Annotated in this window: 15 protein-coding genes; 12 read left to right on the forward strand and 3 right to left on the reverse strand. The window is 71.0% G+C overall.

The annotated features are described in order from the left end of the window. Positions 1-32: 32 nt before the first annotated feature. Both F9C11_RS25225 and F9C11_RS25230 read left to right on the forward strand, forming a co-directional pair. The gene (locus F9C11_RS25225) at positions 33-566 is read left to right on the forward strand and encodes a MarR family winged helix-turn-helix transcriptional regulator (RefSeq protein WP_409179825.1); all 534 of its coding nucleotides are present in this window, start codon (positions 33-35) and stop codon (positions 564-566) included. Positions 567-630: 64 nt separating this feature from the next. Then, a complete protein-coding gene (locus tag F9C11_RS25230) occupies positions 631-1,191 on the forward strand; it encodes a cysteine hydrolase family protein (protein WP_409179826.1) in 561 nt (186 codons plus the stop codon). A 486-nt stretch (positions 1,192-1,677) separates the two neighbouring features. Here F9C11_RS25230 and F9C11_RS25235 read toward each other — a convergent pair whose 3' ends face one another. Beyond that, positions 1,678-3,162 carry a hypothetical protein gene (locus F9C11_RS25235; RefSeq protein ID WP_409179827.1) on the reverse strand — a complete coding sequence of 495 codons (1,485 nt, stop codon included), beginning with the start codon at positions 3,160-3,162 and terminating at the stop codon, positions 1,678-1,680. A 127-nt stretch (positions 3,163-3,289) separates the two neighbouring features. Further along, positions 3,290-3,901, reverse strand: a complete 612-nt coding sequence (locus F9C11_RS25240) for a TetR/AcrR family transcriptional regulator (protein WP_409179828.1) — start codon at positions 3,899-3,901, stop codon at positions 3,290-3,292. A gap of 540 nt (positions 3,902-4,441) precedes the next feature. Between F9C11_RS25240 and F9C11_RS25245 the strand changes: the two genes are divergently transcribed. Further along, positions 4,442-5,578 carry an acyltransferase family protein gene (locus F9C11_RS25245; protein WP_409179829.1) on the forward strand — a complete coding sequence of 379 codons (1,137 nt, stop codon included), beginning with the start codon at positions 4,442-4,444 and terminating at the stop codon, positions 5,576-5,578. 527 nt (positions 5,579-6,105) lie between these two features. Here F9C11_RS25245 and F9C11_RS25250 read toward each other — a convergent pair. Next, positions 6,106-6,381, reverse strand: coding sequence for a YggT family protein (locus F9C11_RS25250; protein WP_409179830.1), 276 nt, complete (start codon positions 6,379-6,381; stop codon positions 6,106-6,108). Positions 6,382-6,525: 144 nt separating this feature from the next. Between F9C11_RS25250 and F9C11_RS25255 the strand changes: the two genes are divergently transcribed. From F9C11_RS25255 to F9C11_RS25295, 9 genes are all read left to right on the forward strand, one after another. Next, a complete protein-coding gene (locus F9C11_RS25255; protein ID WP_409179831.1) occupies positions 6,526-8,226 on the forward strand; it encodes an IlvD/Edd family dehydratase in 1,701 nt (566 codons plus the stop codon). Further along, the gene (locus F9C11_RS25260; protein WP_409179832.1) at positions 8,226-9,059 is read left to right on the forward strand and encodes a fumarylacetoacetate hydrolase family protein; all 834 of its coding nucleotides are present in this window, start codon (positions 8,226-8,228) and stop codon (positions 9,057-9,059) included. Before F9C11_RS25255 ends, F9C11_RS25260 begins: the two co-directional genes overlap by 1 nt. 87 nt (positions 9,060-9,146) lie before the next feature. Next, complete coding sequence (locus F9C11_RS25265; RefSeq protein ID WP_409179833.1) at positions 9,147-10,451, forward strand: alginate lyase family protein; 1,305 nt, start codon at positions 9,147-9,149, stop codon at positions 10,449-10,451. Between the two features lie 106 nt (positions 10,452-10,557). Continuing rightward, positions 10,558-10,842, forward strand: a complete 285-nt coding sequence (locus tag F9C11_RS25270; RefSeq protein ID WP_409179834.1) for an isoamylase early set domain-containing protein — start codon at positions 10,558-10,560, stop codon at positions 10,840-10,842. Between the two features lie 118 nt (positions 10,843-10,960). After that, the gene (locus tag F9C11_RS25275; RefSeq protein WP_409179835.1) at positions 10,961-11,575 is read left to right on the forward strand and encodes a TetR/AcrR family transcriptional regulator; all 615 of its coding nucleotides are present in this window, start codon (positions 10,961-10,963) and stop codon (positions 11,573-11,575) included. Position 11,576: 1 nt separating this feature from the next. Further along, entirely contained in the window at positions 11,577-12,239 is a 663-nt protein-coding gene (locus tag F9C11_RS25280; RefSeq protein ID WP_409179836.1) for an enoyl-CoA hydratase/isomerase family protein, read from the forward strand. Positions 12,240-12,365: 126 nt separating this feature from the next. Next, positions 12,366-12,833, forward strand: a complete 468-nt coding sequence (locus F9C11_RS25285; protein WP_409179837.1) for a fluoride efflux transporter FluC — start codon at positions 12,366-12,368, stop codon at positions 12,831-12,833. Continuing rightward, positions 12,833-13,201, forward strand: coding sequence for a fluoride efflux transporter CrcB (gene crcB, locus F9C11_RS25290; protein ID WP_409179838.1), 369 nt, complete (start codon positions 12,833-12,835; stop codon positions 13,199-13,201). The genes F9C11_RS25285 and crcB overlap by 1 nt, the downstream gene beginning before the upstream one ends. A 113-nt stretch (positions 13,202-13,314) precedes the next feature. Continuing rightward, a complete protein-coding gene (locus F9C11_RS25295) occupies positions 13,315-14,640 on the forward strand; it encodes a purine-cytosine permease family protein (protein ID WP_409179839.1) in 1,326 nt (441 codons plus the stop codon). Positions 14,641-14,653 lie beyond the last annotated feature (13 nt).

Here is a 14,653-nt window from a genome sequence, read left to right on the forward strand (position 1 = left end):
CAAACTACCTTGAGCATCGAGGGAGTGTCCAGTTGGACTCGACGGGAGCGGGCCTGCCCGAATGGCTGGCGGTGATGCCGGACGGCGTGGACGAGCGAGTGGAAGCGGCCCGGCAGCGAATCGGACGGCTGTCGCGGCAGTTCGAACAGGTGCTGCGCGACGTCGCGGCGGAATACGGCTTCAGCACAGGGGATTGGCAGGCCCTGTCGGCTCTCCACCGCTCCGGCCGCGCCGCCGTCCTCACGCCGAAGGAACTGGGCGACCGCCTGGGCGTCACCTCCGGAACCGTCACGGTCCGGATCGACCGCCTGGAGCGCGCCGGCCTGGTGGAACGCGTCGCCGCCTCCTCGGACGGCCGAAGCCGCCCCATCCGCCTCACCCGCAAAGGCCGCGCCCGCTGGGCCGCCGCGACCCGGAAACGCACCGAACGCGAGCAGGCCCTGTTCAGGTCCGTGCTGAACGAGGACGACTTGGCGAGCTTGAACGCGCTCCTGTCCCGCCTGCTGTCCCGCTTCGAGACGGAGTTCGGCCCGTCCTCCCCGCACGATGCCCTCCGCCCGGAATGACTTCGCCGGTTTTTGTCGGGGGTGGGCGCTAGCGTGAGCGGTACCTGACTGGAGGGAAGAACCGATGACCACTCTCAAAGACCGGCCGAACACCGCACTGCTGGTCGTCGACGTGCAGAACGGCGTCGTCACGGGCTCGCACGAGCGCGACAGCGTGGTGGCGAACGTGGCCGCGCTGGTGGAAAAAGCCCGCGAGGCCGAGGTCCCCGTCGTGTGGGTCCAGCACAGCGGCGACGGCTTGGCGAAGGGCAGCCCCGAATGGGAGCTGGTCCCGGAGCTGAAGCCCGCGCCCGCCGAACCCCTGGTGGAGAAGGAGTACGGCGACTCCTTCGAAGACACCACCCTGGAATCGGTGCTCGCCGGGCTGGGCGTAGGACACCTGGTGGTGAGCGGAGCCCAGACGGACGCCTGCATCCGCTCCACCCTGCACGGAGCCTTCGCCCGAGGCTACGACGCGACCTTGGTGGGCGACGCCCACACGACCGAAGACCTCACCAACTGGGGCGCGCCGCCGCCGGAGCAGGTCATCGCGCACACGAACCTGTACTGGAACCACCAAACGGCCCCCGGCCGCACGGCGGGAACGGTGGCCACGAAGGAGGTGTCCTTCAAAGCTGGCGAGTGAGACCGTCGCTTGTCGCTTGTCGCTTGTCGCTTGTCGCTGGTCGCCGGGAGCCGGGAAGTCTGGCTTCGGAGCCGGACAATGCAGCGAGGAGTCGCGCGGTGCTAGCGCGGCATCGTGTCCCGGGGTCCGTCGCTGAGCGAGGGACCCCGGCGCAGCGGCTCGGGCGCAACTCTGCGGTCGCGGCGCTGTTGCGGGGTCCCTCCCCGGTGCCCGTCACCGGGGAGCGATCCGGCGCGGTGGTTTGGGTGGCATCAGGTGCAGCGGTGCGCGTCGCGATGCCAGTGCGGGATCATGGCTCGGCGTCCGTCGCTGGGCGAGCGAATCGATGCGGCGGTTTGGGCGTAGCCCGACGATGCAGTGCGGGTCGCGGTGCCAGCGTGGGATCGCGACCCGGCGTCGGTCAGCCGAGCGCGGAGACCGGGCGATCGCCCGCCCGATCCAGCCGAGGCTTCGCCCGGACATCCGGTCCGCCGCACGTCCGCGTGTTCAGGACCGCGCCGGGCCGGGCTGGACGTAGACGGGCGTGTTCGACAGCGGGAGGCGCAGGGTCCCGTCCGAAACGGAGGCGGGCACGGTCGCGCCGAACACGTCCACCGCGTGGGCTTCCCCGTACGGCCATGGCCAGCTGATCCGCGTAGAAGGCGCATCCTCTCCGGTGAAGGCGTCCCGTCGCTCCCAGGCGATGGTCAGTGGCGGGCCGGGGGCGCGGTCCACGTCGAACACGCGTGCCTCGGGGTGTCCGGGGAGGTCGCGGCGGCGCACCTCCCGCACCCCGTCCAGGCGAGCCGCCAGGTGTTGAAAGGCGTCCGCGGACGGGTATCGCTCGGTCAGTGCGCCGTCCGCGTAGCCCATCAGGTTGTACTTGCCGAACAGCAGGTTGAGGACGTGGTCGGGTTTGCCTGCCACGTCGGGCGCGAGCGCGAAGCAACACACCCGCTCGACGCCGTTGGCCAGAGCGAGCACGGCACGCATGACGAGTTCGCGGCAGTTGACGCGGTGTCGTTTGCGCTCTAGCTCGGCCGGGCAGCCTTCCATGAACATCTGCGTCTGCGGCGGCAATTCGGCCATCCGGGCGTACAGCGCGCGCATCGTCGCATGCTCGTCTTCGGTGTGGCGCGCCTGTTCGGCGGGGTCGGCGGCCTGGACGGAGGCGGCCAGGCTGTGCATCGCGCGCAGCACGTCCGGCATCACCTCGGCGTTCTCGGGGAACTGGGTGAAGCCGGGGCCGTTGCACTCGCCGACGAAGATCGGGCGCTCGCAGCCGTGCGTCCGCATGGCGTTGCGGAATCGCTGGATTGTTGCCGGGATCGTCTCGGCGTCGTGGTAGAGGTGCAGGTCCAGGAGGTCGAACAGGTCCGCGCCGGCGCGCAGGAGGTGGTCGCTGAACGCGGCCCGGTCCTGTTCGGGGGCGGAGGTCTCGTAGTCGCCGTCGAGGAATCCGGCCAGCACGATCCGCGCCGCGGGGTCCGCGTCCTTGACCGCGCGGCGGAAGACCGCGAGCTGCGTGACGTACTCCGCGGCGGTCCCGGCCCAGAAGAACGGGCCGCTCATCTCGAACTCCATCTGCCAGTACCGGACCCGGCCCCGGCAGCGCTCGACCGCGGTGCGCACGAAGCGGTAATAGCTGTCCGGGTCGGTCGCGGGGGAGGAGGGGATGATCGAGCTGGGCGTGCGCGTCGCCCACGGAGAGCTGCTGGCCAGCATCACCCACGCCTCGTCGCCGGGTTCGAGCTGGCCGGCATAGGCGTCGAGCGCGTCCCAGCGGTACTGGCCCGGCGCGGGCTCCAGCTGCCCCCAGTACAGGAACAGCCTGGTCAGCCGCGCGCCCAGAACGCGGGCCTGGGGCAGGAACACCTCCGCCCGGTGCGAGGCCAGCCGGTGCTCCATGCCGTAAACCTGGCCCCACACGACTCCGAACGGAGACCTGCCCTCGGCCACCACTCCGTCCCGCCGGAGGTCGCGGGCGGTCATCACGCACCCCGCCGGTGGTCGTGGGCGGCCGTCACGCTGCCCCGCTGGAGGTTGCGGGTGGCCGTCAGGCTGCCCCGCTGGAGGTTGCGGGCGGCCGTCACGCTGCCTCTCCGGAGGCCGCGGCCGGTCATCGCGCCGCCCCGTCGGCGGTCGCGGGCGGCCGGAGCATCCGAAGCACGATCTCGGCGTCCGGGAACGCCGTCCGCTCGCTGTCCGCCGCCAGTCTGGCCAGCCCTTCGAGCATCGCGGCGATCGCGGCGGCCAGCTGGTCCGGGTCCCCGGCGGCGACCTCGCCGTCCCGCTGGCCTTCGACGATCAGCGTTCGCAGCAGGCCGGTGAAGTCCGCCCGGCGCGCCTGGGCTGAGGCCCGGAGGTCGTCGGCGGCTCCGTGCAGCACATGGTCCAGCAGCCGGAAGGTCTCGGGATCCGCCGCGCGCATCTCGACCATCTTCGTCACCAGCAGGAACAGCCGCTCGCCCGCCGTGGCCGGAACGTCCCGGACCGCCGCGAGTTCCGCCGCCCCCGCCTGCACGGCCTGGTCCGCGAGGTGGCGGTAGATCTCTTCCTTGGACGCGAAATAGCGGTACGCCAGCCCCTGGCTCACACCCGCCGCCGCGGCGATGTCCGCCATCGTCGCCCGCGGGCCCCGTTGGGCGAAAACCGCCCGGCCCGCACGCAGGATGTTCTCCCGCTGCTGCTCGGTCCGGTCCGCCCGACGCGGCTTCGATGAATGAACCATTCATTCACTCTAGCACTCCACGAGGCCATCGCACGCTCCTCGAATGCCGACGCAGCTGCCCGACCAGCTTGAGCGCTCAGCTCGCTGCAGCGCATCGGCCGTTACTGCGAGGCACGGCGCGCAGCCGACCCCGTAGTCCGTCCACGAACGGTTTTCCGCAGAATCGCGAACCTGTGCGCAACCCCGGACGAGCGTCCCAGCGTCGGCGGCAAAACGTGCCTGCAAGACCGATTCAGCTGCGCCGCAAACCGCTGCCTCTCGTCCGCGTAGCAGCACCAAGCAAGCATTCGTCCGTCACATCCAACGGGTGAATCCCGCTTGCCCCAACCTAAAACCTCTCGCTCACCGGAATCCGGCAGTGCCGCGCGGCAACACCTGCCCGGCGACCGTCGACCAACCGGTCCGGCGGAAACCCGTCTGCCACCACGGGTTTTCTCCATCCCGAGGCCGCGAACCCGCGCCCTGTACCGGAAATGCCCCTGCCGACACGCCCGAGGGTCCCTCCCCGTCGCGCGGACGTCACCAGTTACGGTGGCGCGCGTGTCCTCGTTCCGTCCGGTCAGCGTGTCTTCGGGGAACCGGCGGATCAGCTGGGACCTCGTGCGCGGTGGGTGCGTCGTGCTGGTGCTGCTGTACCACGCGACCTTCATGAGCGTCGTCGTGCATCCCGAGCTGGGGCCGCGGCGGTTCGTGTTCCCGCATCAGATCGGGGCGAGCCTGCTGCTGGTGATTTCCGCGTACTTCGCCGCCGTCACGATCGGGCGCGGGCCGCTCGGCCGGTACTGGTGGGGGCGGATCGCGCGGCTGCTGCCGCCGTTCCTCGCCGCGGTCGTGGCGATCTACTTCGCGCTGCGGTACCTGTCGCCGCCCGGCTGGTTCAGCCCGCGCTTCGGCGACCTCGCCGGCAACCTCCTGATGCTCTGGAACTGGAAACCCGCCGACTTCCCCTTCCTCGACGGCTCCCACTGGACGATTCCCCTCCAGCTCATGGCGTTCACCGTCGCCGCGCTGCTCTACCGCGGCAGCTGGGGCCACGGCCGCAAGTTCCGCGTCGTGATGTGGACTGCCCTGCTCGTTCCGCTCGCGCAGTGGCCGCTGCGCATCGCCGGGCCGCCCGAGTGGTACCGCGTCGTCGTGGACGGGTTCGGGTTCCATCGCTGGCACCTGTTCGTCGCGGGCATCGCGGTCCGGCTCTGGACGACAAAACGCGTTTCCACGGCGGAATTCGTCCTGCTGGAGGTCCTCTGCGTCGCCGCGCACGCCCTGCACGGCGCGGCCGTCACGCCGGGCGGCATCAAGGTCGAATGGGGTTCGACGCTCGGCATCGCGGCCGGGATCGCGGTGATCTCGCTCGCCGCGGCCGGCCCGGACTGGAACCGCTTCCTCCCGGCGTTCGCCCAGCGCGCGATCACCTGGTTCGCCGGCGTCTCCTACGGCGTTTTCCTGATCCACCAGGCAATCGGCTACCTCGTGCTGCACTGGCTGTCCGGCCTCGGCGCCGACCCGCTCCTGCAGACCGCCGGGATGATCGCCGCCGGCGTCCTCCTGGGCTGGGCGCTCACCCGGCTGGTCGAACGCCCCGCGCACCGTTTCCTCATGCGCGCCTACGACTCCTGGACCGCCCGCCGCCGCCCCGACGACGAACCCGCCCCGGTCGCCAGCGGCAAACCCGGCTGACGTTCGCGGCGGGCAGGACGATTGCGGCAGCACGTTTCACCGGCTCGCGGCTCGTGGGCAACCCCCACCCCGGCCATGGCCGTCGCGGCAAACCCGGCTGACGCTCAGCGGCGGGCAGGGCGACTGCGGCAGCACGTTTCACCGGCTCGCGGCTCGTGGGCAACCCCCACCCCGGCCGCGAGCGGCAACCCGGCTGGCACTCAGCACCGGGCACAGCTGCCCCGCCAGCAAACCTCACCGGCTCGCGGGGGCGGGCGCGGACGCGGGAAGAACTTGCTCAACCGCGGCCGGAACCTGACCTGGTGATTGAGGCTGGCCTGACCGATCACCACGCCGACGACAACGTCTCCGACCGCTGGCAGCGACGCGGCGCCCGGTCCCACAGCTAAACCCGGACCACGGCTGTCACGACAAACCACCCGCTCACGGCCGCCCCGGCGCCGTCGGCAGCACGACCACGCCCAGCAGCGGCGAGACGGCAGCCAACCACCCGCTCACGACGCCGTCTCACCGGCACCCGGCCGCCCTCACAACGCGAATGCGACCGACCGCACCACCAGCGCCGCGACGAACACCACCGTGAACGCCACGTCGAATCCCACCCCGCCGGCCCGGATCGGCGGCAGCACCCGGCGCACCGGGGCGAGCACCGGCTCGGTCGCGCGGTGGCTGATCCGGCGCACCTGCCCGAGCCAGGCGGGCCCGGTCGCCGCGAGGCGGGTCCAGTCCAGGACCATCCGCACCACCAGCACCACGACGAACACGGTCAGGACGTACCCGACCAGGGTCCCGATCAGGCTCATCGCACACCTCGCGTCTCCGGCAGCGTTCTCACCCTCCCAACGTCCGGCGCCCGCGCGAAGTGTCCGGTTCACCGGATTTCTCAGCCGATTGCCAGGATCCGCCCGATCGGGTATCGAGGAGGATCCGGAGAAGGGAGTCGGCGGGTGCGCAGCGCGGCGTGGTTCGGGGCGTCCGGCCGGGCGGGGATGATCCACCGGTCGTGGATGCGGTCCCAGGGCTTCGGCCCGGAGGTGTTCGACGGCCGTCCGGTGATCGGGATCGCGGTGAGCGCGTCCGAGCTGGCCCCGTGCAACGTCCACCTCGACCGCGTCGCCGAAGCGGTCAAACGCGGCGTCTGGCAGGCGGGCGGCTTCCCGCTCGCGTTTCCCACGATGGCGACCGGCGAGACGCTCATGCGCCCCACCGCGATGCTCTACCGCAACCTGATGGCGATGGAGGTCGAGGAGCTGATCCGCGCCAACCCGCTCGACGGCGTCGTCCTCCTCTCCGGCTGCGACAAGACGACCCCGGCGATGCTGATGGGCGCGGCGAGCGCCGACCTGCCCGCGGTGATGGTCACCGGCGGCCCGATGCTCAACGGCAAGTTCCGCGGCGGCGACGTCGGCTCGGGCACGCACGTCTGGAAGTTCGAGGAAGACGTCAAAGCCGGCCGGATGACCGAGGAGGAATGCTTCTTCGCCGAAGGCTGCATGGCCCGCTCGAACGGCCACTGCATGACGATGGGCACCGCCTCGACGATGGCCTGTCTCGCCGAAGCGCTCGGCATGCAGCTGCCCGGTTCGGCGACCTGGCCGGCGGTCGACGCACGGCGCTTCGAGACCGCGCAGGCCGCCGGTCAGCGGATTGTCGCGCTGGTGAAGGAAGACCTGAAGCCGTCGGCGATCCTCACCCGCGCGGCGTTCGAGAACGCGATCCGCGTCAACGCCGCGATCGGCGGGTCCACCAACGCGATCGTGCACCTTCTCGCGCTGGCCGGGCGCGTCGGCGTCCCGCTCGCGATGAACGACTTCGACGAGCTGGGCCGAGCTGTCCCCACGTTGGTGAACCTGATGCCCTCGGGCCGGTTCCTGATGGAGGACTTCTGCTACGCGGGAGGCATTCCCGTCGTGCTGACCAGGCTCGCCGAAGCCGGGCTTCTGCGCACCGACGTCCGTACGGTCGCCGGCAAGCCGAGAGAACCCGCGAAGTGCTGGAACGACGACGTGATCACCACGGTCGAGGCGCCGTTCCAGCCGCCCGGCACCGGAACCGCTGTGCTCACCGGGAATCTCGCCCCGGACGGCGCGGTGCTGAAGCAGTCGGCCGCGTCGCCGGAGCTGCTCGCGCACACCGGTCCGGCGCTCGTGTTCGACACCGCGGAGGACTACCACCGCGTCGCCGACGACCCGGACCTGCCGGTCACCCCTGACACGGTCCTCGTCATCCGCGGCGCGGGACCGAAGGGCTACCCGGGCATGCCGGAGGTGGCGAACGTCCCGGTGCCGAAGAAGCTGCTCGAGCAGGGGATCGCCGACGTGGTGCGGATCTGCGACGGCCGGATGTCCGGCACCGGCTACGGCACGGTCGTGCTGCACGTGAGCCCGGAATCGGCGGTCGGCGGCCCGCTCGCGCTCGTCCGCACCGGCGACCGGATCACGCTCGACACCCCCGCGCGCCGGCTGACCCTGCACGTTCCCGACGACGAACTCGCCGCCCGCCGCGCGGCGTGGACCCCGCCGGAAAGCCCGTACCGCAGCGGATACGCCTGGCTCTACCGCGAGCACGTCACCCAGGCGCACCTCGGCGCGGACTTCGATTTCCTGCACGGCGCCCGCGGTTCCGCCGTGCCGAGGGATTCGCACTGATGCGCCGCCTCGTGAAGACCGCCGCCGGCTGGCAGGTCACCGACGGCGAATCCGCCGGCGCGCTCCCGACCGGCATCACGCTCGGCTCCCTGCTGTCCCTGCCCGCCGACGACTTCGCCGAGGCGCTGGCGATCGAGCTGACCCCGGGCGAACCGGTCGAGCCACGAGCGCCGGTCGACGACGACACCGAGGTGTGGGCAGCCGGAGTCACCTACGCGGTGTCGCGCGAGGCCCGGATGGAGGAGAGCGGCGACGCCGACGTCTACGCGCGGGTGTACGAGGCGGAGCGGCCGGAGCTGTTCTTCAAGAGCATCGGGCACCGCGTGCGCGGGCCGGGCGAGCCGATCGGCGTGCGCGAGGATTCCTCCTGGGACGTTCCGGAACCCGAATTGGCGCTGGTGTGCAACGCGAACGGCGAGATCGTCGGGTACACGATCGTCAACGACGTGAGTTCGCGCAGCATCGAAGGCGAGAACCCGCTGTACCTGCCGCAGGCCAAGACGTACCGCGGTTCTTGCGCGGCCGGGCCGTGGATCGTGCCCGCGCACGAGATCCCGGACCCGTACGCGCTCGGCATCACCGTGACGATCCACCGCGCCGGAGAACTGCTCTGGGCGGGGGAGACGTCCACCTCGCGGCTGCGTCGGCGGCTCGCGGAGCTGGTCGGCTGGCTCTACCGCGGCGACGTTTTCCCGCGCGGCGCCGTCCTGGCCACCGGTACATCCGCCGTTCCCGGCCCGGACGTCACGCTCGAGGCGGACGACGAGGTCACCATCATGATCGAGGGGATCGGCACCCTCCGGAACCCGGTCCGGCGCGGCCGCCGCGCGTGACGCCCTCTTGACGCGACCGCCCGCGTTCGGTTATTCAATCTCAGTTCACATATCTGTGGAGTATTCATATTCTTGAACGGAGTTGCGGTGCTGCCTCCTTCCCGGTCTTCCCGTCCGCGTCGTCTCGCGGCGGTTCTCGCGACGGTCGCGGGCCTGCTCGCGACCACTGCCGGAGCGGCGACCGCCGCGCCCGCGCCTTCTTCGTGCTCGTTCGTCTGCGTGCCGGACACCGTGGTGCTCGACGGCGTTCGCCTGGCAGGCAACAAGATCGGCCTGATGGCCGGGAACCCGACCCTGCGCGCGTCGCTGTCGAATCTGCTGAAGCAGGCCGACGACGCGCTGACCAAGGGCCCGTGGACGGTCGTCGACAAGGAGCGCGTCCCGCCGAGCGGCGACAAGCACGACTACCTGAGCCTCGCCCCGTACTACTGGCCCAGCCAGCCGAAAACGCCGGAGAACCCGCAGGGCTGCCCGTACGTCGACCGCGACGGCCAGGTCAACCCCGAGATGAAGAACGTGCCGGACAAGGCCGAACGGCTCGTCGCGTTCAACTCGATCTACCAGCTTTCGCTCGCCTGGTTCTACACCGGCAAGGCCGAATACGCCCAGCGCGCCGCGCTCGACCTGCGCACCTGGTTCCTCGACGCGGCAACGAAAATGAACCCGAACCTGAACTTCGCGCAGGGCATCCCGTGCAAGACCGACGGGCGCGGGATCGGCATCATCGAGTTCTCCTACACCTTCACCCAGGTCCTCGACGCCGCCCGGATCCTCGACGCGGGCGCGCCCGGCTGGACGAAGGCCGACGGCAAGGCGTTCCGCGGCTGGTCGGCCGACTTCCTGACCTGGCTGCGCACCAGCAAGAACGGCACCGACGAGGCCAAGGCGGCCAACAACCACGGCACCTTCTACGACCTGCTCACCGCCGCGACCGCCAGCTACGTCGGGCAGCGCGACCTCGCCCGGCGGATCGTCCGCGACTCCGGCAAGGCCCGGATCGACCACCAGATCGCCGCGGACGGCGGCCAGCCCGAGGAGTCCACCCGCACGCGGACGTACCACTACCACACGTTCAACCTGGTCGCGCTGACTCGCCTCGCGCAGTTGGGCAAGCACCTGGGCGTCGACCTGTGGTCGTACCGGAATCCTCAGGGCGGCAGCATTTTCGCCGCCGTCGACCACCTGCTCCCGGCGGCCACCGGCGCCGCGCCCTGGCCGTTGCCGGACATCCATTTCATCCAGTACGCCGCCCTCGACAGCGTGCACGCCGCGGCGGACGCGGGCGACTGGAAGGCCCGCGCCGCGGTCGGCCGCGTCCCCGTCCCGCCCGGCGGCGACCTGTTCCCGGTGCGCCCGGCGGCCGAGCAGCTGGACGACGTTTCCACCACCTGACCCCGGTTTTCACCCGGACGCGGCACCGGCCGCGTCCGGGTTTCCGGCGCCGGTCGTGAAACGATCCAGCACGTCCGATCCGCCGGAACGGGAAAGGGAAACCGCCGTGATCAAGACCAGCCGGGCCTCCGGCTCCGGGGCCCGCCGGGTGACGTTCGTCCTGCCGCTCGACACCCCGCCCGGCCCGGTGAGCGTGGTCGGCGACTTCAACGACTGGCAGCCGGGCCGCCACGAACTCCGCAAACGCTCGAACGGCACGCGCTCGGCCGCGGTGGAGGTCCCGCCCGGCGCGCGGCTGCGCTTCCGCTACCTGGCCGACGGCGGCCGCTGGCTGGACGACCCGGACGCGACCGCTCGCGACGGGCGGGATTGTCTGTACGTCGCGGACTGACGCGCGCCCCCGTCTCGTCGGCGGAGAGCTGTCCAGCGCGGGGGTCGCGCTCGCGACCCCTGAGCCGCGCATCACTCCGCCCTAGTTTTGGAGCATCCGCTCCATTACTATCCGGACCATGCCCCGCCCCCGGATCCACGACCCCGAGCTGATCCTCGACGTCGCCGAGCGCCTGATCGCCGACACCGGCCCCGAGGCGCTCACCGTCCGGAAGCTCGCCCAGGAAGCGGGCGTCCCGAACAGCACGATCTACCACGCCTTCGGCAACCTTCCCGCGCTGATCGGCCAGACCTGGCTCCGTGCCGCCACTTTCTTCCTCGACGAACAAGAGCGGCTCGTCGACGAAGCGCCGAACCCGGTCGAAGCGGTGGTCGCGGCGGCCGACACCCCGGCGGTGGTCGCCGATGCCCGTCCGGACGCCGCGCGGATGATGATCGCCATTCCGGCCAAACGCGTGCTGGGCCCTCAGCTGCCCGAAGAACTCGCGGAAGCCTTGCACGCCTTGGACAAACGCCTGGTCCGCCTCCTCGTCCGGCTCGCCCGGCAGCTCTGGAACCGCGGCGACGGAGCGGCCGTCGAGGTGATCACCGCCTGCGTCGTGGACCTTCCGACCGCCCTGCTCCGCCGCGAACTCGCCACCGGGCCCGCCACCGCGGCGAGCCGGGAACGGCTGGCCGCGGCCGTCCGCGCGATCCTCGCCCTCGAACCGCCGAAAAAGTCCAGAAAGGACTGACATGCCCACCCTCTCCGCCACCGGCCCGGTCCACGTGCTCGACTTCGGCGCGGACGAAAACCGTTTCGCGCCACCATGGCTGGAAGAAGTCCACACGCACCTCGACACGGTCACCGCGGGCAAGGAACCCGCCGCGCTCGTCACGATCGGCAGCGGCAAGTACTACTCCAACGGCCTCGACCTCGACTGGCTCACCAGTCATCCCGAAGAAGCGGGCAAGTACGTTACGAGCATCCACGAACTCTTCGCTCGGGTGCTCGCACTGCCGGTCCCGACGATCGCCGCGGTCAACGGGCACGCTTTCGGCGGCGGCGCGATGCTCGCGATGGCCCACGATTTCCGCGTCATGCGCGAGGACCGGGGCTACTTCTGCTTCCCCGAGGCCGACCTCAACCTCCCGTTCACCCCGGGCATGGCCGCACTCGTCCAGGCGAAGCTCACCCCGGCCGCCGCGGTCGCGTCGATGACCACGGGGAGCAGGTTCGGCGGTCCGCAAGCGAAAGCGCTCGGCCTGGTCGACGCGACCGCCGCGCTGGAAGACCTGCGGACGGAGGCCGCGGAACGAGTCGCTCCGCTGGCGGGCAAGGACCGCGGCACGCTCGGCGCGATCAAGTCCACTATGTTCGGTCCGGCGCTGACCGCGTTGCGGGAGGCGGGAAACTGATCGAGTAGGCTCGCATGCGCGCGGCGGTGGGGCTCGCCGCTCCGGGCATCGCCCGGACAACCGCGGTCTTGGCCGCCGACAGTCCCTGCTCGAACGGCGACCCAGCCCGTGGAGTAGGAGAAGACTGTGCCCGAAGAACCTCTCGACCCGGACGTCGACCTCCGGGATCCCGCGCAGCAACGCGAACTCGTCCGCCACCGCGGGTCGGTGCTCGGCGTGATCGCGCTCGGCGGCGGGCTCGGCGCGCTCGCCCGCTACGGCCTCGCGCAGGCCCTGCCCACCGAAAGCGGCGGCTTCCCGTGGGCGACCTTCTGGACGAACGTCGGAGGCTGCTTCCTCATCGGCGTGCTGATGGTGCTGGTCACCGAGGCCTGGTCGGCGCACCGCCTGGTGCGGCCGTTCCTCGGCGTCGGCATCCTCGGCGGCTTCACCACTTTCTCCACGTACGCGGTCGAAGCGCGCAACCTGCTCCAGCCGGACACCGTGCCGCTCGCCTTCGCCTACCTCGGCGGAACGCTCGCCGCCGCGCTGCTCGCCGTCCTGCTGGGACACGCGCTCACCCGCAAGCTGGTCCCGGCGAAGGCGGCTGTCTGATGACCGTGCTCCTCGTTTTCCTCGGCGCCGCGGTCGGAGCGCCGATGCGGTACCTGACCGACAGGGCCGTCCAATCCAGGCACCAGAGCCTGTTCCCGTGGGGCACGTTCACCGTCAACCTGCTCGGCTGCGTCCTGCTCGGCGGGCTCGCCGGCGCCGGGACCGCGCTGCCCGCGGCGGTCTACACACTGCTCGGCACCGGCTTCTGCGGTGCGTTGACGACGTACAGCACCTTCAGCTACGAAACCGTCCGGCTGGCCGAGCGCCGGGCGTACTTCGCCGCGGCGGCGAACGTGGTGGTCAGCGTCGCGGCGGGCGTCGGCGCGGCGGCATTCGCGTACGAGGCTGTCCACGCCTTGGTCGGCTGAAGGTGCGACTCGCACAGCCGGGTCTGTCCGGTTGTGCAGATCGCACGGTGACCTCGCCGAAGCCGCTGCTTACGGTGCTGGGAACCCGTTCCCCTCCTGGATGAGGAGTCGCCATGGCCTCGGCTGTCGGTGTCGACGATTACGCGCTGACCAGGGTGCCCGATTCCGCCCGTTACTCGTGGTGGTCGGTCGCCGTGCAGCGGTTCGGCCAGGTTTCCGCGCTGTCGCAGTTCCTCCTCGGCGCGACGATCGGCTTCGGGATGAGCTTCGGCAACGCCGTGCTGGCGTTCACGCTCGGCTCGGTCATCCTCGAACTGATCACCATTCTCGTCGGCGTCATCGGCGTCCGCGAGGGCCTGACCACCTCGATGATCGCGCGCTGGACCGGCTTCGGCCGCGGCGGCTCCGCGCTCATCGGGCTGGCCATCGGGATCAGCCTGATCGGCTGGTTCGGCATCCAGTCCGCGGTGTCCGCGCAAGGGCTCGCCGCGCTGGTCGGCGGACTGCCGGAATGGGGATGGGCGCTCGTGTTCGGACTGGTGGTGACCGCGATCGTGGTGCGCGGCTTCCACTCGATGGCGTGGACGGCCTACCTGATGGTGCCCGCGTTCCTGATCCTGGTCGGCTGGTCGGTGGTGTCCGAGCTGACCCGGCACGACCTCGGCGCGCTCGTGGCGTCCGCGCCGCCGGGCCCGCCGCTGTCCCTGCTGCAGGGCACCACGCTGGTCGCGGGCGGGTTCATCGTCGGCGCGGTGATCACGCCGGACATGACCCGGTTCAACCGCACCACCGGCGACGTCGTCAAGCAGACGCTCGTCGGCGTCACCCTCGGCGAGTACGTGATCGGCCTGGCCGGCGTGCTGCTCGCGCACGCGGTCGGCACGGCGCAGATCACCGCGATCGTCACGTCGTCGGTCGGCTGGGTCGGGCTGCTGATCGTCATCGCGGGCACGATGAAGATCAACGACTGGAACCTGTACTCGTCCGGGCTCGGCGTCGTGAACTTCATCGGCACCGTCTCCGGGAAACGGGCGCACCGCGGCCTGGTCACCGCCGTGCTCGGCGTGGTGGGCAGCGTGCTCGCCGCGGCCGGGATCCTCTCGAAGTTCACCGATTTCCTGACCGTGCTCGGGGTCGCCTTCCCGCCCGTCGCCGGGATCATGGTCGCCGAGTACTTCGTGGTGAAGCAGTGGCGCGGCGAGCTGGAGGAGGCCCGGGCGCGGGGCGCGGTGCCCACCGCCGCCCCGGTGTGGGTGCCCGCGACGATCGTCGTCTGGATCGCCGCCGCGCTGTTCGGCGAGTTCGTCGACTGGGGCCTGCCCAGCATCAACTCGCTCGTCGTCGCTTTCGTTCTGTACGTGGCCGCCGGGAAGCTCGGCCTGGTCCGCGGGGTCGGCAAGAGCGCCACCGCGGACGCCGAACCGGCCCCGGCCGCCTGATTCCCCGAACCGA

Source organism: Amycolatopsis sp. VS8301801F10 (genome assembly GCF_046195355.1).
Classification (GTDB): Bacteria; Actinomycetota; Actinomycetes; order Mycobacteriales; family Pseudonocardiaceae; genus Amycolatopsis.

Excerpts from the sequence above, each read along its gene's own strand:
- F9C11_RS25240 (WP_409179828.1), bottom strand. The coding sequence starts at position 3,901 with ATGGTTCATTCATCGAAGCCGCGTCGGGCGGACCGGACCGAGCAGCAG.
- F9C11_RS25275 (WP_409179835.1), top strand. The coding sequence starts at position 10,961 with ATGCCCCGCCCCCGGATCCACGACCCCGAGCTGATCCTCGACGTCGCC.
- F9C11_RS25230 (WP_409179826.1), top strand. The coding sequence starts at position 631 with ATGACCACTCTCAAAGACCGGCCGAACACCGCACTGCTGGTCGTCGAC.
- F9C11_RS25250 (WP_409179830.1), bottom strand. The coding sequence starts at position 6,381 with ATGAGCCTGATCGGGACCCTGGTCGGGTACGTCCTGACCGTGTTCGTC.
- F9C11_RS25235 (WP_409179827.1), bottom strand. The coding sequence starts at position 3,162 with ATGACCGCCCGCGACCTCCGGCGGGACGGAGTGGTGGCCGAGGGCAGG.
- F9C11_RS25260 (WP_409179832.1), top strand. The coding sequence starts at position 8,226 with ATGCGCCGCCTCGTGAAGACCGCCGCCGGCTGGCAGGTCACCGACGGC.
- F9C11_RS25280 (WP_409179836.1), top strand. The coding sequence starts at position 11,577 with ATGCCCACCCTCTCCGCCACCGGCCCGGTCCACGTGCTCGACTTCGGC.
- F9C11_RS25295 (WP_409179839.1), top strand. The coding sequence starts at position 13,315 with ATGGCCTCGGCTGTCGGTGTCGACGATTACGCGCTGACCAGGGTGCCC.
- crcB (WP_409179838.1), top strand. The coding sequence starts at position 12,833 with ATGACCGTGCTCCTCGTTTTCCTCGGCGCCGCGGTCGGAGCGCCGATG.